The sequence below is a fragment of the Massilimicrobiota sp. An105 genome (assembly GCF_002161155.1).
Lineage (GTDB): Bacteria > Bacillota_I > Bacilli_A > Erysipelotrichales > Coprobacillaceae > Allocoprobacillus > Allocoprobacillus merdigallinarum.
This window is the reverse complement of the sequence record NZ_NFLY01000044.1, coordinates 1-22,504: the sequence shown is the minus strand read 5'-3', so window position 1 is coordinate 22,504 and position 22,504 is coordinate 1. Positions and strand designations below refer to the sequence as shown.

17 protein-coding genes are annotated in these 22,504 nt (G+C 32.6%); 2 read left to right on the top strand and 15 right to left on the bottom strand.

Translation table 11 applies throughout. The features are described 5' to 3' along the window. The first annotated feature begins 85 nt into the window (after window positions 1–85). Window positions 86–424 carry a hypothetical protein gene (locus tag B5E48_RS11125; RefSeq protein WP_087305062.1) on the top strand — a complete coding sequence of 113 codons (339 nt, stop codon included), beginning with the start codon at window positions 86–88 and terminating at the stop codon, window positions 422–424. A 131-nt stretch (window positions 425–555) separates the two neighbouring features. On the opposite strand, the gene B5E48_RS14125 is transcribed toward B5E48_RS11125, so the two are convergent. The 15 genes from B5E48_RS14125 to B5E48_RS11055 form a co-directional block, all read right to left on the bottom strand. After that, entirely contained in the window at window positions 556–7,359 is a 6,804-nt protein-coding gene (locus tag B5E48_RS14125; RefSeq protein WP_241146973.1) for a DEAD/DEAH box helicase family protein, read from the bottom strand. Window positions 7,360–7,488: 129 nt separating this feature from the next. Further along, complete coding sequence (tet(44), locus tag B5E48_RS11110; protein ID WP_087302314.1) at window positions 7,489–9,411, bottom strand: tetracycline resistance ribosomal protection protein Tet(44); 1,923 nt, start codon at window positions 9,409–9,411, stop codon at window positions 7,489–7,491. 49 nt (window positions 9,412–9,460) lie between these two features. Beyond that, the gene (locus B5E48_RS11105) at window positions 9,461–9,988 is read right to left on the bottom strand and encodes a PadR family transcriptional regulator (protein WP_087305060.1); all 528 of its coding nucleotides are present in this window, start codon (window positions 9,986–9,988) and stop codon (window positions 9,461–9,463) included. Between the two features lie 12 nt (window positions 9,989–10,000). Then, a complete protein-coding gene (locus B5E48_RS11100) occupies window positions 10,001–10,351 on the bottom strand; it encodes a VOC family protein (protein WP_087302310.1) in 351 nt (116 codons plus the stop codon). Window positions 10,352–10,575: 224 nt separating this feature from the next. Continuing rightward, the gene (locus B5E48_RS11095; RefSeq protein WP_087305059.1) at window positions 10,576–11,304 is read right to left on the bottom strand and encodes an LPD28 domain-containing protein; all 729 of its coding nucleotides are present in this window, start codon (window positions 11,302–11,304) and stop codon (window positions 10,576–10,578) included. Then, on the bottom strand, window positions 11,294–12,019 hold the full coding sequence (locus tag B5E48_RS11090; RefSeq protein WP_087305058.1) for a hypothetical protein: 726 nt from the start codon (window positions 12,017–12,019) through the stop codon (window positions 11,294–11,296). The genes B5E48_RS11095 and B5E48_RS11090 overlap by 11 nt, the downstream gene beginning before the upstream one ends. Then, a complete protein-coding gene (locus B5E48_RS11085; protein ID WP_143747021.1) occupies window positions 12,003–12,644 on the bottom strand; it encodes a hypothetical protein in 642 nt (213 codons plus the stop codon). The genes B5E48_RS11090 and B5E48_RS11085 overlap by 17 nt, the downstream gene beginning before the upstream one ends. Window positions 12,645–12,709: 65 nt before the next feature. Beyond that, window positions 12,710–12,835 (bottom strand): hypothetical protein, encoded by a 126-nt coding sequence (locus tag B5E48_RS13970; protein ID WP_255376277.1) that lies wholly within the window; start codon window positions 12,833–12,835, stop codon window positions 12,710–12,712. After that, complete coding sequence (locus tag B5E48_RS11080) at window positions 12,828–16,301, bottom strand: SpaA isopeptide-forming pilin-related protein (protein WP_158097290.1); 3,474 nt, start codon at window positions 16,299–16,301, stop codon at window positions 12,828–12,830. The genes B5E48_RS13970 and B5E48_RS11080 overlap by 8 nt, the downstream gene beginning before the upstream one ends. 161 nt (window positions 16,302–16,462) lie before the next feature. After that, window positions 16,463–16,597, bottom strand: a complete 135-nt coding sequence (locus tag B5E48_RS13965; RefSeq protein ID WP_255376276.1) for a hypothetical protein — start codon at window positions 16,595–16,597, stop codon at window positions 16,463–16,465. Window positions 16,598–16,859: 262 nt separating this feature from the next. After that, window positions 16,860–17,801: a ParB/RepB/Spo0J family partition protein gene (locus B5E48_RS11075; RefSeq protein ID WP_087305056.1), complete on the bottom strand. Its 942-nt coding sequence runs from the start codon at window positions 17,799–17,801 to the stop codon at window positions 16,860–16,862. Between the two features lie 13 nt (window positions 17,802–17,814). Beyond that, the gene (locus B5E48_RS11070; protein ID WP_087305055.1) at window positions 17,815–18,636 is read right to left on the bottom strand and encodes a ParA family protein; all 822 of its coding nucleotides are present in this window, start codon (window positions 18,634–18,636) and stop codon (window positions 17,815–17,817) included. Between the two features lie 538 nt (window positions 18,637–19,174). Then, on the bottom strand, window positions 19,175–20,173 hold the full coding sequence (locus B5E48_RS11065) for a GGGtGRT protein (RefSeq protein ID WP_087243931.1): 999 nt from the start codon (window positions 20,171–20,173) through the stop codon (window positions 19,175–19,177). 13 nt (window positions 20,174–20,186) lie between these two features. Next, a complete protein-coding gene (locus tag B5E48_RS11060) occupies window positions 20,187–20,879 on the bottom strand; it encodes an iron-sulfur cluster assembly scaffold protein (protein WP_087243932.1) in 693 nt (230 codons plus the stop codon). Between the two features lie 254 nt (window positions 20,880–21,133). Next, window positions 21,134–21,487, bottom strand: coding sequence for a helix-turn-helix domain-containing protein (locus tag B5E48_RS11055; protein ID WP_087243933.1), 354 nt, complete (start codon window positions 21,485–21,487; stop codon window positions 21,134–21,136). Window positions 21,488–21,645: 158 nt separating this feature from the next. Here B5E48_RS11055 and B5E48_RS11050 point away from each other — a divergent pair, with 158 nt between their 5' ends. After that, window positions 21,646–22,326 carry a hypothetical protein gene (locus B5E48_RS11050; RefSeq protein ID WP_087305054.1) on the top strand — a complete coding sequence of 227 codons (681 nt, stop codon included), beginning with the start codon at window positions 21,646–21,648 and terminating at the stop codon, window positions 22,324–22,326. Window positions 22,327–22,504: the final 178 nt, after the last annotated feature.

The window sequence follows — 22,504 nt, the reverse complement described above, 5'->3', positions numbered from 1 at the left end:
AATCAATTGTGCAATAAAAGTCTATTGGCAGGCAATAATAGAAATCAGAATATCATAGATACAGATACTGTCATGATGGCCTTTAATGATAATGAGTTGGGATAAGAAAATGGATTATATATATAAAAATAAAGATGAGGTCAAATGTGTTGGTACAATCAGGAGCATAGAAACATTCGCTTATTATTCATTTGATATCGTCATTAATAATCGAAGTGAATGGTGTCGTTTAATAGAGAATGAACTTGACTGGGAAATATGTTTCGTTATGAGAGATATGACAATAGGGCTTGCCCACCCAACGGATATATTCTGGAATACAGAGGCAATATACGAGGTGTTCGAAGATTTAGATATAAGTCTTAGAATTGCATATGGAATCAAATCGGTGTTTGAAAACTATAACAAAAAAATTGCATCTTAGATGCATTTTTTAGTTATATCACGTAGCAAATAATATAAATAGCTCGGACAATTTAATTTGAATATTATAGTTATCTCACCTTGTATCCTAACCAAATAAATTGAAGAACTATTTATCATTTAATTTGGCATTCAACAACTTGGCTTGACTGCAATATTGTGATAATGAGCAGTTGGAGTAGGGAGATTAAGCATATCTGCTGTTTTGATATCTGCTACTTCTTTGAACATGCTAATCAGTTCCGGTAGATTGAAGAATTTCGCAAATCTTGTCTTCATTCTGTAGCCAGTTCCTTCGGGTGCTAATTCAATAGCTGTTATTGTTTCGCCAAATGTTGAAGCCCATGAATCAAAATGTTCCAATCCGTGTTCTTTTAATGTGTTGTATTGAAGATAACGCTGTATTGTGTACATTTCCGTCATGGAGTTGGATATAGGAGTACCTGTTGCAAAGACAACACCTTTGCCACCTGTGATTTCATCAAGGTACTGACATTTCATGAACATATCGGAAGATTTTTGAGCCTCTGTTTGGGTTAGACCTGCAACATTTCTCATCTTGGTATAAAGGAAAAGATTCTTATAGTTATGGCTTTCGTCAACAAATAATCTATCAATGCCAAGTTCCTCGAAGTAGATAACATCATCTTTTCTTTCGTCACTGTTTAGTTTCTCTAGTCTTTTCTTTAAGCCTTTTTTAGTTCTTTCCAATTGTTTGACGGAGAATCTTTCACCACCATTTGCCTTGAGGTCCTGAATGCCGTTTGTTATGCTTTCGATTTGATCTTCAATGAGTTTACGTTGTCTTTCTACAGAGATAGGAATTTTTTCAAACTGTGAATGTCCAATGATAACTGCATCCCATTCACCAGTAGCAATACGTGAACAGAACGTCTTTCGTTTGCTTTTTTCAAAGTCTTGTTTTCTTGCTACTAAAATGTTTGCGCTCGGATAGAGCTGAAGAAACTCAGAACCCCATTGTTCGATTAAATGGTTTGGTACAACGAACATTGCTTTTTGAGATAATCCAAGTCGTTTAAGCTCCATACAGGCAGCTGTCATTTCGAAGGTCTTGCCAGCTCCAACTACGTGAGCAAGAAGTGTATTTCCACCATAAAGAATGTGAGCAATCGCATCTTTTTGATGCTTCCTTAAACTGATTTCATTGTTCATGTTTGGAAATTCCAGATGATCTCCGTTGTATTCACGAGGACGAATGGAATTGAACAGTTCATTATATCTTTTTACAAGATACTCTCTGCGATCATAATCTTTCCATATCCAGTTGGTGAATGCTTCCTTGATAGCTTCCTGCTTTTGTTGGGCAATCATCGTTTCTTTTTTGTTAAGAATAGCGACTTTCTTGCCTTCATCATCATATTCGTAATCGTAGATTTTTGTTGCCTTTAAATTTAAACAATCTTCAATGAGACGATATGCATTAGCTCTATGTGTACCATACGTTTTTTCGGCTTTAGCATTGCCTCTATCCCAGTTCTTGTTCGATATATTCCAGTTTCCAGTAGCTTTTGAATAGGTAATATTGATTCTTGATTGAACAAAAGTGGAGATCGATAGAAGTTCATGCATGAAATCTTCATAGATATTTTCAGGTAACCACGTTGCTCCAAGCCTTACTTCAATTTCTGAAGCGGACAGTTCACCAGGCATTGCCTGTTTTAATGCATCAATATTTTCTTGATAGATAGGATTGATGGAAACTGCCATCTCTGCTACTTTCAATTTTTGGCGAATATTGCCACTCAAATATTCATCAGCAGTGACATAGACTTCGTTGTTATCATCAATGTCAGGAATTCGATAGATGACACCCTTTAAATCTTCTACCATTTTCTCTTTATCAAATCCTGTAAGCTGATTCATGTAATCAAAATCTATCTTTGCTTTTTCGGCTAGTGAAATCATAAGTGCTTCATTGGAAGTTTCAACACTTTCAACAGGAACATGCTTACGGATTGTACGTTTAGAAAACATATCTGCTTTTGACTTAAGCGTACCATCTTCATTTAAGTTTTCCAGCGAACACAAAAGATAGTAGGAACTGTCATCACGGAAAGCTAAACTATTTCCACGGGAATTGATGAGTCCATATTTTTCTGTGAATGCATCATAAAGGATATTTAGTCTTTTCTGTTCGTTTTCAATGACTAGATCTTCAAAATCTTCTTTCTGATAGTCGATAAGATTACGTACACAGTCACGAATTTCTATCATGCCGGTAATACGATTTCTTGCAGTTTCAGTCAGTTCCATTTTCGTCATGATACTGTTTTCTCTGAAATAGATATCATCATCAACGAGCGTGTAGCTGAAGTTCTTTACTGTTGGATCTGCAGGTATCGTCACTATTTCTTTATTGGAATCTTCAATGACGTTATCATCGAAGATGATCTGATCCATCTTACCTTGGATGTTTGAAACGGCTTTTTCAAGTGAATCCTTTAATGGAATATCATCAAAAGGAACAACGGTCAATTCATCACGTCCATACATTGACTTTGACATTTCAAAGTTTCCCAGTACCATGTCCGGATGTTCTTGAAAATAGGCATTATAGACAAAACCATTTGCATCCTCTTGTGTATATAGCCACTGTTCATCAACCACCATCGGTCTTTCACGTTTTTTCAGTATGAGGATATCGCTGACAGCTTTGGTGTTTGCACTTTCACTGAATGTCGTATTAGGAAGTCTAATCGCACCTAATAGCTCAGCACGTTCGGATATATATTTTCTGACCGATGAATTAGCTTTGTCCATCGTATATTTTGATGTTACGAAGGCAACGATACCACCTGGTCTTACTTTATCCAGTGTCTTTGCAAAATAGTAATCATGGATATTGAAATTAAGTTTATTATATCTTTTATCAGATACCTTGAACTGTCCAAATGGAACGTTACTGATAGCGATATCGAAGAAATTGTCCGGAAGATTTGTATTCTCGTATCCGTCAACTGTGATATTGGCTTTTTGATATAGTTGTTTGGCAATTCTTCCAGTAATCGAATCCAGTTCAATTCCATATAATTTGCAATCTTTCATCTGATCAGGCAGCCTTCCTAAGAAGTTACCAGTCCCGCAGGCTGGCTCCAGTATATTTCCATACTTGAATCCAAGATTGTCCAGAATAGAATAAATAGAATCAATCACGATAGGTGGAGTATAGAAAGCTGTTAATGTAGATTCTCTTGCTTGTGTATATTCTTCATCATTAAGTAGTGATTTCAATTCTGTATATTCATTTGCCCAGTTCGATTTTGTAGAATCGAATACATCGCTCAAACCACCCCAGCCAACGTATTTAGCAAGGATTTCCTGTTCATCTTTATTTGCCAGACGATTTTCTTTTTCCAAAGAAAAAAGCAGCCTGATAGCTGCAATGTTATTTCTATATCTTTCTTTAGGAGTTCCTGCTCCAAGATGTTCATCTTCAATGTGATAGTTTACTGGCTCTTTTTGAGATTTTTTCTGTTCAGCTTGATTGTTAAGCTCTTGAATAATGTTATTGCTATCAAATTCATGAGAATTTTTGATAGAATTGGTAAGATTATGTGCATTTGCATAATCTATGAGTTTGTCATAAGGCATGTTTGAATAGACGATTTCTCCATTATCATTATAATCCACATGATACGTACCGATTTTTTCATCATTCATGTAAATTTGTTCAGATTCTAGATAATAGTCTTTATCCTTAATATTTTGTATCCATGTTAAGGCATACTGAAGCATATCGTTCTGTAGGAATTCATTTGGATCATTATCAGTATCAAATTCAACATTGAGTAGAGGATTGCTGTAATAGATAGGGTTGATTGTCCTATCTGTGGAATCATAGAAAAACTTCATATGCGGTTCAGTTATCTCGATACCATTAAGTTCATACCAGTGATACATTTCAATGATTTTCTCATCACTATTATAGAAAATAGTAAGAGGATGTTCTTCACTGTTTTTCGAATAAAATATCATCATGTAGGACTGAACATCTAAAATGTTTGGTACAAGTTCGTATAGTGCATTATAAAGTTCTGATGTTTCTTGAACAGGTAATGTCGAAACATCATTATAGACCTTGTCGATAAGATGGTCTATAATCTTTTCTCTGAAAACATTATTGGTTGTATAAAGATTATAGATAGCTTCATCTGTCATGTTTATAGATGTCATGATGTCAATCATAGCTTCTCGAATCAGCAACTCTGCCTCATGTACATCTGTATCACGATTTCTTAATCGAGGGTAGTATTCACTTCGTTGAATCCTATCAATAAATACAGGAATATATTCATCAAAAAGCTGTTGTTCGCTAGTTTCATGATTATCTTCTTCGATTGCAACAAGTAATTTATCATTAAGTGGGTTTTCCTTTAAGAGATTCTTGAAATCCTTTTTTGATAGGTAATCAATAAATAAAGGAAATTCATCACTTTGAATAGCAATCTGATCGCCATCTTCGATAATGGTATATTCGTCAATGCCCTTGTAGATTTTATCGCCAATTTTCCAACGATAGTCTTTCTTGACATTTTCATCTGGACTGTTTTCTACGACAACACCTATTGGTTCATGATTTAACATTTTACGTTCGTATTCAAGCTGTTGTTCCATCTGCTTCTGAAGAAATTTAGGGTATTCTTCCATTTCTTCCTTACTGAGATAACGATTGGCAGCAACAAGTTCATTGATCCTTTTCGCAATCTTCTTCCAGTTGAGTGTTATCGTGATTTCTTCTTTGCCTATCTGTCGACTTCTAGAAAAGGTGATTCCTTTGTTGTCATGATTTATATTAATGAGACCTACTGCTGGTGCTGAGCCACCAGTTCCATATTCCTCTTTTAGAAACTTGGCATTTTCGCTTATTGATTGTTTTTTTAGCATCTGTTGATAGATTCTGTATTTTCCATCTACGAAGCCACTGCCACGAACAAGGACACGATCAATTTCTTCTTGAGAAAAATAAATACCGTTTTTGAGCTGTTCCTCATTTTCATATATAGCTGTTTGCTGTTCTTCAACAGTTGGAATCTGAACACTAGAATCAAAATAGCGTGACAGAATCATGCCATCTATTTCACTTTCTACAAGTGACCAACTGTAATCGCTAGATGCTTTCTGATTGTCATACGTTCCCATGTAGATATGTAGATGGCTTTCTTCTTTCTTGAATCCAAGAGTGACACCATTCACTTCCATTTCTACAATCTGGTTAGGATAAAAATCCTTTATGAACTGTATTCGTTTTTGCTGATCTTGTTCATTGCTTAAAAATTCAATAATTTCAGCAGAGCTTTTTTTAAATTCATTTTTATATGAAAACAGGTAATAATCTACATTTCTATTCATTGTTCCATTTTCATAAGTTAATTGAATAGGGGACATCTTTTTCCAACTAGGAAGTAGATATTCATCGTTTTCAATCAGTTTTGAGACTTCAAACTGGAGTTCAAAGAAAGACAAATGGGACTTTGATTTTTTGTTTTGCCAGCTCCCAGCCCATATATTAAGTCCATTATCACCTTTCTTGTAACCAATATAAGAAAAATCATTTTTTTCTGGATGTCGGAAAGTTTCTACTAGAGTATCATCATAACACTCAGCAAGATAATCAGTACGTTCCTTATCATCCGTATGTTCTGTAAAGAACTGCTGAATTTCTTCACGAGAATGTTGAAGTGAAACATCTTCACGTAATAACGCAGGTAAATCCTGCAAATCAAAAGGTGGTAAAGTATTTTCTTGTTCTTCACCACCTAATCCTAAATCTAATTGTAGATTATCTCCTTGAGAATGATTTCTTCGGCTTGTGCCTTCAGCTTGTTCATGTGCTGAACCCACTTCATCTGATGAGTTTCCTTGTCTGGAGCTGGCTGTTTCTTCAGCAATTCCTCCATCAAAATTTCTATTTTTTGCATTGCTTCCTGATTGACTGTTTTTAAATGTTTGTTCAGTTTGTTCTTCGCTTTCAATGCGAGAAGATGTGCCGGATAGTTTGTTTTGAGGTAATTGTATCTCATCCTTGCGTATCGGCTGTTGAAGATTGGTTCTTCTGCTTTCAGATTTGGCATTAGATAATCTCCCACTTGATTGTACGTCAATTCTTTCATGTATATCGCTCCTTTCGTTGTTTACACCTCTATTTTGTATCATTTGTTTGGACTGTTCAAATGTACGAATCATAATTTCTTTTGCTTTTGCAGAAATATCATTCATGCCTATTTCACATAGGTCCCGACTTGCTGTTCCAAGCTGCATGATCATGTCAATGGAATTGAAATCTTTTATAGCATAGAAATCTTCAGCAGTAAAGTAATCATTAACATTCAATCCACTTCTATGAATGATCTCGAATGCTATGGAGTTTGCTAATAATGACTTAAATTCAGTCATGATTTCATGTTCTTCCATATGCTCAAGTTCGCTATCTTTTCGAAATTTGAGTAGGGGAGGAAGATAATCCTGCATATTTTCTTCAGCAATGATAGATGACATTTCAATGATTGCATGTCCTAGTTCTATAGAAAAATTCATATTCCCATACTTATTTTCAAGCATATGGATATATTCTAATTCGTCTTTTATTTCTACTCTCCATAGATGGAGAGGCTTAAAGCTGGGACTGCGGGTATCCTTGATATCAAATACATATCTTAAGGTGTTATCATCATTTAAAAGAGCAATACCTTTAGAGCCTTTGCGTATCCATCGACTATGTTTTTCATTCCATGTTTCAAAAGATGCACATGCTTTCGCATCTGGCTTTTGAGCATAAATTAAAAGTTGATCAGCAAAATCGTATTTAAACATATAAGCTGATGTTTTTAAGAATGCCATCCAATTATAAGGGGATTTGGAAAGGTTCTCAGCTTGTTCAAGTAGAAGCTCATGTATATATTCATATTTTGTTTTCAATGTTGAACCTCCTCTCGTTTGTATATAAAAAGAGATTCCTAAAAATTGGAATCTCTTATATTATTAAATTATATTTTTAATATAATTTGCAATTTAATTTCATAAATTGTAATTTTAGTGAATAGTAACTTAATTTTCTTTTTTATTAAACATATGGCGTACTTTATCTATTCGATTATTTGGTCTACGTGATTGAATAACTGGTTCACAAGTAGCAATTTGATAATCTTTTAATTCTGTCAAAAAAACTGCTTGCCCATTTGTATATAGAGTTAAAGTATTACGATATTCATTAATACAACGTACAGGAATATGTCCTGTAAAAATAACTTCATCATTTTTTGATTGACTTGTTTCAATTATTGCACAATGTTTTTGTGCATCTTTATATGCACGAGAAAAGTATCCCTCTGGTGTAAAAAGTATAAACGAAAGATATGGCTCTAATAATTGCGTTCCCGCTTTTTTCAATGTTTGTTCAAGTACAATTGGGGCAAGAAAGCGAAAATCCGAGGGAGTACTAACAGGGCTATAATAAACACCATATTCAAAACATATTTTACAATCTGTCACTTTCCAACCATACAATCCTTGCTCCAGTCCATAATTAATACCTTCTCTTACTGCATTTTGAAAACTTTGATTTAAATAACCGAGTGAAACTTTGCTTTCGTACTGTATTCCAGTGCCAATTGGAAGTGGAGTTATTGATAATCCAATTGATGCCCAAAATGGATTTGGTGGTACTTCAATATGAATAGTATAATCTGCCTTTTGTAATGGCTTTTCCAAATAAATTACGGTTGGATCTTCGATTCTTATGTTTATGTGATATTTTTCAATCAACAGAGAACAGATAACTTCTAACTGCACTGTTCCTAAAAAAGAAATGATGATTTCATGTGTTATCGTATCAACATAATAACGTAAAAGAGGATCAGTATCTGCAATTTCTGTAAGAGCATCCAATAATTTTTCTCTCTCTTCTATTTTTATCGGTTCAATTCTTGTTCGTAGTATTGGTACAGTCTTGTCATTCCATACATTGCATGGCAAAATCTTTTCATTTCCTATAATATCGTTCAATCTTAATGTATTGTTAGGTATAATAAAAATATCTCCAGAACAAACTATTTTTGTCTGTATCATTTCCCCATTTGAAGGAATATATATTTCTGTAAGTTTCATTTTCTTTTTTTCTGGCAACATAATTGTATCTCGTAAGTGTAATGTTCCACTATAAAGACGCAAATAAACTAATCTTTGCTTATGGTCTGTATATTCAATTTTAAAAACTCTTCCACATAGTTCTGAATCATTCTCATTCATTTCAGAACAAAAAAGATTTGAAATAGCTTCGATAAGTTGTTGAGTCCCTATATTATTTCTAGCACTTCCATGGTATATAGGAAACAACGAACCTTTTTTAACACACCTATATTCTTCATACATTAATTCTTGTATAGTCAATTTTTCTCCTACAATATATTTTTCTAAAAGTTTATCATTTTTGGAAATTACAGGATCCCAATCATCTAAATCAATGATATTTTTAATTGATATTTCTGGAGTTAATGTTACATTTTGCATAACAATAATATCATTTGAAAGTTTTTCTTTGATATTTTGATAAATATTATTTAAGTTAATTCCATCCTGATCTATTTTATTTATAAAAATAATTGTTGGTATATTCATTTTTTGAAGTGCATGGAATAGTATTCGGGTTTGTGCTTGTACACCATCTTTAGCAGAAATTACTAAAATTGCTCCATCAAGAACAGATAAGGAACGATACACTTCTGTTATAAAATCTGTATGTCCAGGAGTATCTACAATATTGATTTTGTAGTCATTCCAATTAAAAGAAGTAACTGCTGCCTGAATTGTGATTCCACGCTGACGTTCTAAAAACATAGTATCTGTCCTTGTTGTTCCCTTATCTACACTGCCTAATTCTAAAATTGCTCCACTTGTATAAAGCAGACTTTCCGTTAAGGTCGTCTTTCCTGCATCTACATGAGCAAGAATACCAATGTTGATTATTTTCATGGAATTTCCCTCCCTACAAATTTATCTTTTAACTTAAAATCAATATTTGCTAATTTTGTTCTTTTAAACTATTCTCAAAATCAATTATCCACTTTTCTAATGTTTCTACTAATGCTAATTGTTGTTTGAACATTTGTTTTCCAACATTAGGAATATGTTGTCTATGAGAACGTCTTTCATTTAGTAATTCTTTTAATTCTAATATCTTTGATTTTATATTAGAAACAAGAATCTGTTTTTGTTCATCATCTACTAAATCTAAATTCGTGATAATAACATTAAAATCCAAATATAGACTAACATCAGAATTTGAAATATCATTCATAAGTTTATTAAAATAATCATTACCTTTGTTAGTAATAGTATATATTGCTTTATCTGGCATATTTCCCTCTTTCTCTTTATGGCTAACAATATATTCTTTTGATTCTAATTGTAATACTTTCTTATAAATAGACTGTTCACTAATTTTTACCCATCTTTGTATATTACGATATTCTATATTTTTTTTAATATCATAAGCACTTTGTGATTTTTGTTTAATAAGTCCTAATAATACCAAATCTATATTTGACATAATCTCTACTCCTTACTTAATATAATCTGTAACGCCAAGTCTATTTCCAAATGGATCTTCAAACTCGACTGCATTACCAGTTCCAATTTTAAAAGGCTCACTCAAAAATTTTATATCATTATTCAACATTTCTTTATAGAAGATTGCAACATCTTCTACTTCAAACCATATTGTAGGCTTTAAATTCTCAAATTTATTTTTGTCTTTTAAAATTATTGCAGGTTCTTCATTTCCAATATTATAAGCAACCATTCCCTTATCAGAGAAATCAAATTTCTTTTTTAACCCCAATATTTCCTCATAGTATCTTTTTGCTTCTTCCATATTATCTACAGGAAGAAAATAATTGTCATAATTTTTCATATATTTAATGTCCTCCTTTCTACTATAAACTACACTACTATATTTTATAGTAGTTATCGTTAAAAGTCAATATATAATAAAAAAATAGATTAGTTGCACTGAACTAATTTATTTGTATAACTGCCTGTCGTACAAAAAAGACTGTCATTACTGACAATCTTTTTGGTAAATTACTATTTATTTAATTAAATTATCTCATGAAGAAATTTTGTTTACAAGATAAATTAACGAGAATGATTAGATTTCACAATAGGATATTTCTTAAGATAATCATGGAGTGAGATACTTCTAGCATCTGCAAATAACATATCTTTAATTTCATCTACATTTCTATAACCATGATGTAATCCTATCTTCTTTGTAGTCAATATGGTTCCCCAAAAATTGACATGAATACATTTTCCTATCATTGTAATTATTCCATCTTGATTATCATCGCACTGGCACTCATATCTGTATAACCCTTTAGGCAAATCTTTATTATCGATTCGATAAGGTGTAAATAATGCATGCTTACTGAAAATTGTTATTTCTTGAAATCTTATATCTTCTAGTTTTATCTTCTGTGTGTTGGGTATATTATTGTTTTTATTATTGTTATAGAGTTGATATAGATTTCCTTGAATCAGTATATCTTTAATTGAATGAACATGCTGTGTCTTTATTAGCATACTTAAATGTTTATCAAACCCTTCTACACGATTAAGGTATTGATATGCTCTAAATACGTCCATGATGTAATCATCTTTAGTAATAACATGGGCTAGATATTTTAAATTTTCGTTACTTTGATGTGTAAACTTGAATCTTACATGGGAAAATTTAATATCATAAGGATAATATCCTAACTTGTGTAGGGAATTAGAAACATGATCATATCCTTTTGAAAGGTCGATATATACTTTCCTATCATCAGTCCATAATACCATCTTGAATGAATTTTTATCTTTCATATTCCTTTTTCACCTTATTAGGCTTTGTTTTATTTCTTTCAAATTCAAGATGTTTGCTCATGATGACTTGACATCGCTCTTTATAATCCTTGAAAGCATCTGTGTAACTTGAAAAATAGTGACCAGCATAATATCCATGTTTTCTGTTAGGTGTAGTATCCCATGTCACATAGGGAGATGGGGAAATAGAGCTGTGTCCTAGAACAATCGATCTACTCCCAATACTTGTTTCGGCAATAATTTTATATGGTCCATTTGCCTCCTGATAAAGATCAGAAATATCTATATGATCTGAACTATATAATGAAATGACTTGTGAAGTGATTTCATGTAGTTGGCAGTAGGATAGATATTTCTGAAGACCTTTCATGTGAGAAATATCTTCGCGCCAGTTATCAATAGTGTACCAGATGCCACAATGCTCGTCCAATGTCATATATTCTATCTCAAACCCATTTTCAAGATCATCCAATAGATAGTCCTCAATGTTATAGTCCCATTCAAGAATTTTCATATATTCTGATTTTCCTTGAATATTTTCACGAATGCATCTTATTTCATCAAGATTACTTTGAGATACAGCTATTGCCTGAAATCCAGTTGTACCATCTCCGTTTTTAAATGATAATACTTGACTGATGACCATATCAAATTCTTCCTTATCCCTTAATATTTGATAAGAGTTATTGATGAAATCTTTAACTACTTTCTTCATTTTCTGTTCTCCCGTCAAGAATCTTGTAGCATAGTTCATTTCTGAGTTCTAGGGAAGTTATCATACGATTGTTACTTTCTATCATAGTTTTGACTAGTTCCTTAGATGATTCAAATGTAACTTCACCTAAAAAATCATGAATGAAATCTGGAAAATATCCACAGCTATAGTGCGATAAAAAAGTAGAAGTGAGACCTATTTCATAACAGAAAGACATATAATAAATGAGACCATCATCAAAAATATCAATGCTGTGATAATAATTGTCTATAAATCCCCATAATTCAATATGAAAGTCAATGGACATATAGATAATCTTATAACCCTTCTGCATTTGCTGGAGAACATACCCTTCAATACATTCTTTGAACAATTTTTTGTATTCTTGCTTTTCATAGCGAAGGTTTTGAATGGGAATTGATTTAGCTCTAGCTTTTGGGCGAAATAGAAAAGATTCATCTGGATTGATTTCATTTGAAATACCAGCTGTATAGTAATCTTTTCCATTGATTTCCTTGACAAGAACAAAATCAACATGTGGATACTCGTATAGATTTGAATTTCCTATTTCATTGAGGACATTTTCGAGATGTTCCACTCTGGTTTTAAAAATCATAATTTTCATTCCTTTCCTTGTTTAATTATTTAAAAGCAGGCAGCAATGATGCCACCTGCTTTTAAAATGGATTGTTATTGTTTATGTTTCATTTCAATGAGTTTTCTTTCTTGTCTTTTGACTTTGACATATATCTTGATACCTAAAAGAGCTATCATGATTGACAATGTAACTGTTGCAATCCATAGGGCATTATTCACTCATGTCACCATCTTTCTTTTTTGATTTTCTTGATATCACTAGGACTGCAATTCCTGCCATTGCCATGACTGCTAGATATAATCCTGTTTGAGAATTGTCACCAGTTTTCACAACAGTTGTCTTAGGTTGATCCTTCATGACAACTTTTTGAACCTCTCCAGTATCAGCAATAGTAAATTCCACATCACTGGCAACTTCATAACCTGCTGGGGCAAGATCTTCATGCAAGATATAAACTTTTCCTACTTCCAGCCCTTCGATTCTATGTGGTTCTTTCTTTGAAGTCCAAGATTCAACAACTTTTCCAGTTTCCTTATCTGTTAAAGTTAATTTTGCACCTTCAATTTCTTTTTGATTTGTTGCATCGACCTTTGAAATATCTACTTTTGTGATTTCATCTTTCATAGTCACTTTTGTTGGAGTTCCATCAGCATTAACTGTAAAAGTGACATCTGAAGCAGTTGCATATCCGATTGGTGCTAAATCTTCATGAAGTGTATATTTTTCACCAGCCAAAAGCCCTCTGATGATATGTGCTTCTTTACCAGAAATCCATTCTTCAATGATGTTTCCATTCTTATCTTTCAATGATAAGTGAGCACCTTCAAGTTCTTGATTATTTGTTGCATCAATCTTTGAGATTTCAGTTGTTGTTTTTTCATTTTCTATATTGATTTCTTTTGTATAGATAATTTTGTCACTGTGATCATAGCTTAAATCAATATCATAGACAGTATCGTTTGGTACATATCCTTCAAGAGTCTGAACTTCTTTCAATTCATATTTTCCTAATGGAAGATTTCCAATATGGATTTCTCCAAGTTCGTTGGTTACATATAATCCATTTTCAGAAATATCTACGGATACTTTATCACCAGCTTTATACAGTAATGAGTTTCTTCCATCAAGAGTATAAATATCTTCTTTTGCTGTTAATTCAAATGTAATGTCTCCTAATGGTTCTTTTGTATCTTTATCAGTTTTATATAAATCAATCTGTCCATATGGAGCAATATTAGTGACATTGATTTCATGAGTATATTCCTTAGTTGTTGTATCTTCTGCCTTGAAGATAATGTCATGAACAGTTTCATCTAAAACATACCCTTCATTTGTCAATGTTTCCTTTAATTCATATTCACCCATGAATAGATCGTCAATAATAATTTGTCCATTGACATCCGTTTTTCCTTTAGCAACAGTTTCTCCTTTTTTGAAAAGAATAGAGCCATCTATTCCAGAAACAATATCATTTTTTGCAGTCAACAGATACTCAATATCTGTCATGGCTTTACCAGTTTCCTTATCTGTTTTATTGATGATGATTTTTCCTTTAGGCTGAGCATTGGCTACCTTAATTGTTAAGATAGGAGTTTCATCTTCATCCATGTCATAGTCGTGCTGATTTGTAATTGTAAAGGTAATTGGTTCTTCCAATTCAAGGAAATCATCAGGAACCTTGATTTCTTCCACCGTGTATGTTCCTGCATCCAATTCTAACGGTAAAGTCACTTCTCCTAATTTACCAAAAGAAGTAATTACTTGATTCTTAGAATTCGTTGTAAAAGTATCAATTTTTTGTCCAGCAACTTTTTGAACAACATAATTACCCTCGCTGTTCTTAATCTTGAAACTTGCACCATTTAAAGTGACTGTCTTTCCTGTTTCTTCATCAACTTTAATTAATTTAACCTGTGAAGTGAAAGGTCTATTGTTGATATTAATAATCTTGATTTGTTCAATATCTTCATATTCGGTATAATCATCAGTCACACTGATTGTAAAGTCTGGAGCAGTAATATAGTCCTTTGGAGTCTTTGTTTCTTTGACTAGATATTCTCCATGAGGAAGATACGGTGTTGTTGCACGACCATTTTCATCAGTAGTAATTACTGCATAGGTTGTAGCATTATCCCATCCTACATGATTGACTTCACTTTTCAATTTCCATGTAAATTCTGCTCCTTGCAGTCCTTTTACAATACCAGAAATTCCATCTTTTTCACCTGATTTGAACACCTGAATTTTTTGCATATTCACTCTGTTAGATGTTTTCTTTGATGAAGTCACCTTAGATACTGTCTGTCCCTCATATTCAAGAGATACATTGATGACTGATGGATTTAAAACCAATGAATCATTTGATGATATTTCCTTGATGTAATAATTACCTAAAGGAAGATCATTCCAAGTGATTTTTCCATCTTTGTTTGTTTTCTTTGCTGATACTAAAGCGTCTTTTTCATAATATGTTTTTGTTCCAGCTTTATTTGTGATTCTTTCTTTGGCACGCAATTCGTAAGTATTGCCTTCCAATGTTGCATCACCAGTTAAGCCATTTGTTTTAGAAGAATCAATGGATTTTGTTAATTCTATCTTTCCAGTTGGTTCGTTATTGGTAAATTCAATAGAAGTTGTTTCATTTGGTTTTATTTCAAATGATTTCTCACTTACATTGATAAGATATCCATTAGCAGATTTTGTTTCTACTGCTTTGTATTCACCAGGAACTAATCTATCTAATTTGATTTTTCCATTTTTATCAGTTGTGTGTGTTTCATCAAAATCATTTGGTCCAGTAATGCGATAAGATGTTTCAGCAATTGTAGATGTTTTATCATCATTGTATTTTGTTAGTACAAGCTTTCCAAACTGATTGACTGTCACTTTCATTGAAGTCTGCATGACATCATCAATTTTGAAACTTGCAACTGCCTGACAGTCATCAGCAGTATAATAAATACTTACTCCCGTTTCACTTGCAGGAATGTCTTTCTTCAATACAATATTTGCTTCGGTAATAGATGGTGCTCCTTTTACAGTTAACGTATTTCCACTGATTTTAACATCCAGACCACCATCGTCTACAACTACCATGTCTTCCAAGACACCTTTTGTATCAGCCAAGGTCAATGTTTTATCTGCATCAATATTGTGTGTCTTATTGGCAAATGACGGAGCCACATAAAACTTATCAACATCAGCTAGAATTTCTTTCCACTTTTGCTGCACCTCTGCATAAGTGTAGGCTGTTGGGGTTCTCACCCACTCTAGATCATCTCTTTCATGAATTTCTCGCCATAAAAGCCCCTGAGTGATTGCGTACCAATCCTTATCCGTTCTCCCTGCAACCTTCGTTCCATAATAAGCTATCAAAGACAATCTCTTTGCCTTTTCTTCACTGATACCAATATCTTTATATGTTCCAGCTGTTACTTTCTTGTTGTTACGAAAAGTTGTAAAGTAGTCTACACAGAACACAGGCTGATTGTCAACCAACAAGTATCCCTCTGTTCCATGTTCACTTCCATCAGTAGGATCAATAAGAATCCAATCCTTATATCGAATTGAACTAGTTGTTCCAGTTAATGCAAACGCATTTGTAACGAGTCCATTCATTAACATCATGGCACTTGCTATACACAGAACTGATTTCTTTGTCATTGTTTTTATTTTATCTAACATTTTTCTTCTCCTTTGTATTTTTATTCTTTATTTGTAGTGTTTTAAATAAAAAGAATGAACATGGAGATCTTATTTTAGTCTTCATATTTATATTTCCTTTCCAACAAAAAAGACACCTCATGTTTGAGATGCCTTTAATATCTTGCTTATTTAATTTTGATTTAATTTATATATGGTGCAATATTCTTTTCTATTTGTTCAACGTTATATTCTTTACGTTTTTGCTTTTCTTCACTATCTGAAGTTAGATAAACAGCTAAACCTATGATAAATAATGCTATTAATATTTTCTTCATAACAATCACCTCTTGTTATGATTATAGATAACTCTATTTTTTATAACAAATGTATGAAATCATATAAGTATTTCTATATATAATTAGTTAGTTATAATATAGAGTGAATTTAAGAGTCCAAAGGTGATTCCTTTCGGAATGTTAAGGGGGTTTTAGGGGGAAAAACAGTCACGACTGGCAACGAAAAAAAGCGTACTACCCCCATGAATACGCCGAAATTTAATAATTCTGCAATTTTATCATTCACATGTGTGAATATAAATTATCTAGAATGTTCTCTTTCTCTTTTTTTATGCCATTCACCCAATAATTTGAGAATAATCTCCTTTTTTTGGTTAGGTGTATAGGATTTTGGAAAATATTTATTAATTTCCTCCATCTTAAGACTTATTTTTTCCTTTTGGTTTGGCTTGTCCGCCAGTAACATATCCATCATCATATCTTTAGATAACTCTTCATTTTGACTTTTACGTTTCAATTCCTGAGCCTGAGCAAGACTAGGGGTAGCTAAAGTTTCCTTGATGACTTCAACGAGTTCGTTTTGTTCCTTGATTTGAAGAAATGATAGTTCATAGGCTGGATTCAATGCGATAGTAAATCCATCTTCATGAATTTCATCAACCATATTTCTTAATTCTTTAACCAAGTATGTTAATCGAATAAATCGTTGAATTTGATTTCTACTTTCTCCAACCTGTTCAGCCAACATATCATCGGCTCTTTTTAACTTTGTCCCAACTTGGGACGAAGTTAAATCATTACGTTTTCCTTGATGTTTCATTGCCTCTAATTTCATACGATAGGCAAATCCACGTTCAGTTGGCAGAATATGCTCACGTTGAATATTGCTATCAACCATGATGATGGTTGCTTGGTCGTCATCAAGTTCTCTTACAATAGCGTCGATTTCCGTTATCCCATTTTGCTCTAACGCAAATTTTCTCCTGTGCCCTGATACCATCTCATATCCACCATTTTTATCTGGTCTGACAAGAGCAGGCATTAAGACACCATTTTCTTTTACGCTGTCAATCAGTTTTACCATGTCCTCGTCCATACGGACATGAAAAGGATGCTGTTTGAAGTCATGAATTTCACTGATAGGAATTTTCATGACCTTTTCAAGTCTGGCTTCCTGTCTTTGTTCCTCAGTGGAGAAAAGAGTATCTTCAAATTTAGGAAGTCCTAAATCAAATTTGTTCATGATATTTCAACTCCTATCTTTCTGGTGTACCTTTATGTTTTGACCTTTCAATTTTTCTGATTTCCTTAGTTAAATCTTCATAAGCTTTAGCCACGTTACTGTCTTTTGCGTGCTGATATACACTTTTTCCGGATACACTGGCTTCAGCAGCTTTAACACCAATAGGAATAATCGAATTAAAGACTTTGATATGTTTTCCATAATTTTCTCTAATTGTGTCCACTGTACTTTTTCCCAAATTGGTCTGCATATTAGCAAGAGTGATAGCAACACCGAGTATATCAACTTTTGGATTAATCTGATGTTTTACTTTGCCGATTGTATTCAGTAACTTAGTCATTCCTTTAGCTGGAAGATACTGAGCTTGTACAGGTATCAGAATATTATCGGCAGCAGATAACGCATTGATTGTCAGCATCCCAAGAGAAGGGGGACAGTCAATCAAGATATAGTCATAGTGTTGTTTGAGAGGGCTAAGACACATATCAAGAACACGTTCACGATTCATGACACTTACTAGCTTTAATTCAAAGTCAGCAAGTTCAATGTTGCTTGGGATTAAGTCAATCTGTTCCTCGTGGTGAATGATTAGATTATTGTAATCAACTTTCTTATCATAGATAATATCATTCATTGCTTTTGATATAGTGTTTTCCATATCATCAGTATTCTTTAATCCTAAACAAGCAGATAAATCTCCCTGTGGATCAAAGTCTACCATTAATACTTTTTTGCCTTGATTAGCTAAACCTATGCCTACATTTTCAGTAGTCGTGGTTTTTCCTGTTCCACCTTTTTGATTTGCAACTACTATTACATTGCACTTCTTTGCCATATAAATTTACCTCCTTTCTCATGGCCAGTGCTAAGACTGGCTATGTAATTTTTGATGATGGATACTTTTTCTTACTAATAATAAATTGATTATTAGTATATTTAAAATATAAGAAAAATATCTAAGAAATCATAATTTACGGAATAAAAAAACTTATACGTGAGTGCTAAATTTTGAAGAAAAATATAGCGACGTATAAGTATCAAAAAAATGTATTTGTTAGTAACGTGTTAGTAACCGAAAAACTCTCACTAAGTCTGAAATGCTCCCACCACGCACCAACAGACTTGTTGTTGATTAAAAAAGTATCGATGAACAGAAAGAAATTTAAATTTTAGTTTGTTAGTAACGTGTTAGTAATTTGTTAGTAACTGTGTTAGTAACCTGTTAGTAACCTGTTAGTAACTGAAAAAATCGTTAGGAGTTTCATAAAGTTTTAACACGTTTATTTAATATAATCCGAAATTTTTACTGTGCCATAAAAACAAAAAAACTCTGATTAAATCAGAGTTTTTCGCAATATTTAGAAAATACCTAATTATTTACAAGCTTCTTCGATTGCTACAGCAACAGCAACAGTTGCTCCAACCATTGGGTTATTACCCATACCAATTAATCCCATCATTTCTACGTGAGCAGGAACTGAAGAAGAACCAGCAAATTGAGCATCACTGTGCATACGTCCCATAGTATCAGTCATACCATAAGAAGCAGGACCAGCAGCCATATTATCAGGATGTAATGTACGTCCTGTTCCTCCACCAGAAGCTACTGAGAAATATTTTTTACCTTGTTCAACACATTCTTTTTTATAAGTACCAGCTACTGGATGTTGGAAACGAGTAGGGTTAGTAGAGTTACCAGTAATAGAAACGTCTACACCTTCTTTGTGCATAATTGCAACACCTTCACGAACATCATCAGCACCATAGCAGTTTACTTTTGCTCTTGGCCCATCAGAATAAGCTGTTCTTGAAATTTCTTTCACTTCTCCAGTGAAATAATCAAATTGAGTTTCTACATAAGTGAAACCATTGATTCTTGAAATGATTTTAGCAGCATCTTTTCCTAAACCGTTTAAGATAACTCTTAATGGTTTGTTTCTAACTTTATTTGCTTTTTCAGCAATTTTGATAGCTCCTTCAGCAGCAGCAAATGATTCATGTCCAGCTAAGAAAGCGAAACATTCAGTTTTTTCATCTAATAACATAGATCCTAAGTTACCATGACCTAAACCAACTTTACGATCATCAGCAACTGATCCTGGAATACAGAATGATTGTAAACCAACACCGATTGTTTTAGCAGCGTCAACAGCTTTTGTATCCCCATTTTTGATTGCCATTGCAGCACCTACTGTATAAGCCCAGCAAGCATTTTCAAAACAAATTGGTTGAGTTGATTTTACGATGTTATAAACATCAATACCTTTTTCATCACAAATTGCTTTAGCTTCTTCAATTGATTTAATATCATATTTAGCTAATGCAGCGTTAATCTGATCGATTCTACGTTCATAATTTTCAAATAATGCCATTTTCGTACCTCCATTATTCCTTTCTTGGGTCGATGTATTTTGCAGCACTATCGAATCTACCATAAGTACCAGTAGCTTCTTTAACTGCTTCATTAGCATCTTTTCCAGATTTAATCATATCCATCATTCTTCCAAGATTAATGAATTCATAACCGATGATTTCATTATTTTCATCTAAAGCAAGTCTGTTAATGTAACCTTCAGTTAATTCAAGATATCTAGGTCCTTTTAATTTTGTAGAATAAGCAGTACCAAGCATACTTCTTAATCCTTTACCTAAATCTTCAAGACCTGAACCGATAGTAAGTCCTCCTTCAGAGAAAGCAGATTGGCTACGTCCATAAACGATTTGTAAGAATAATTCTCTCATTGCTGTATTGATAGCATCACATACTAAGTCAGTATTTAAACCTTCTAATAAAGTTTTACCAACTAATGCTTCACTAGCCATAGCAGCAGAGTGAGTCATACCAGAGCATCCAAGTGTTTCGATTAATGCTTCTTCGATAATTCCTTCTTTAACGTTTAAAGTTAATTTACATGCACCTTGTTGAGGAGCACACCAACCAACACCGTGTGTTAATCCAGAAATATCTTTGATTTCTCTTGAATATACCCATTTTCCTTCTTCAGGAATTGGAGCACATCCATGACTTGCACCGCATTTAACAGTGCACATTTCTTCTACTTCTTTTGTATAAATCATTTTTTTACTCCTTTCATCTTCAAAATGATTAGCCAGACAAATCAGAAAATTGTGCTTCTTTTTCTGATTGCGGTGAAGGAATTTCACCTACTGTGATTATAAGTCAAATAGCCTTTAAAGTCAATGTAGACTGTACTTTCAATGTGAAAAAAATGCCTAAATAGCTCGAATGAATAAACTTGCTTATTGCAAATAAAAATGAGTTATAGTATAATGGGTTTGCTAGTAGTAAATAAAAAAAGAATAGCATGTTACTATTCTTTTAAATCTCTCATTTTTTCAATAATTCTGATTGAAGATTGAATGCTTTCCATTAAAATTTCACGTTCTTTATGGGAAAGACTTCTCATAAAATGAATGACCTTTGCTTCATCTTTTCCCTGAATTAATAAATCCATATTTTCATGATTTTGTAAATTCAAAAGGTGATTCAAATCAATATCTAAAATCTGACAAATTTCAACTAAAATATCTAAACGTGGAAAGTTTGTATCTGTAACATATGCTGAAAAAGCACCAGGTGAAATATTAAGCATTTTAGCAATATCTTTTTGTGTCATATTCTTTTCTTCCAATTTCGCAGCTAAGACTTTACCAATTTTTAACATATACCTCACCTCATTTTTTTACATTATAGCGAAGAGTTATAAAAATCTGTAAAATATTCATTAATAATAGATTTATATTTGATAACTATTTAAACTATTGATATAATAAAGTGACAAATAGATAAAAAAGTAACTATATAAGATAAGGAGATGCCTATATGTATATAGATGATTTTTTTCATTCTCTCACTTTATTACAGCCCACATATCAATTTATTAATGAAGATTTTTTTCGAGATAAAAAATATATTCAAATTCTTTCAAATGATCAAATGCCTTTAGATATTCATATCAAAACTCCAGCTCAGAATTATTTGATTTATAGTGATCTTCATGATTTGAAACATCTTTATGCTTATGAATTGGATTCTCTTTATCATTATATAAATGAAATTTCACAATTTAAAATCACAATACCTTCTACACAGGCCATCTATTTAGAAGCGGGTATTTTAGAAGCTATTTATTTATATGATCATCTTTTTAAAACTTCTTTTAAACATTATTCAAGCTTATTATTACCATTATTTCATCTCTATCATATTTTAATAGGTCATCCATATAAAAATAAAGAAGCATACCCTCATACATATGCATTGCCATTCCTTCATCAATTATATGTCACAAGATTTTATTATTTTATTATTCAATATTGTTATTTTCGTTTTCAATGTCAACAGTCTCAATCTTTAACACATCCTTATCATTTTGAGTTACTGGTGGAAAACAAACTGTCACAGTATTTACAATTATCTCCTATTCATCATATTGCTGATCTAACATATTTAAACAATCAACAGCTTGATGATTATATAAGTCAAATGCTAAATGCTTCTTAGGAAGCATTTTTTTAGAAAAAAATTTAACTTCAGTTAAATGTTGGTAATTGATTTTAACTCCATAAAAACGGCTATGTTAACCCAAAAAGATGCAGAATTTGAAATTTATGATTTTAACACTGTTTTTTGGTGGTTAAAAGTTATTCTTCCTATGCAGAGGCATTATCAAATATGATAC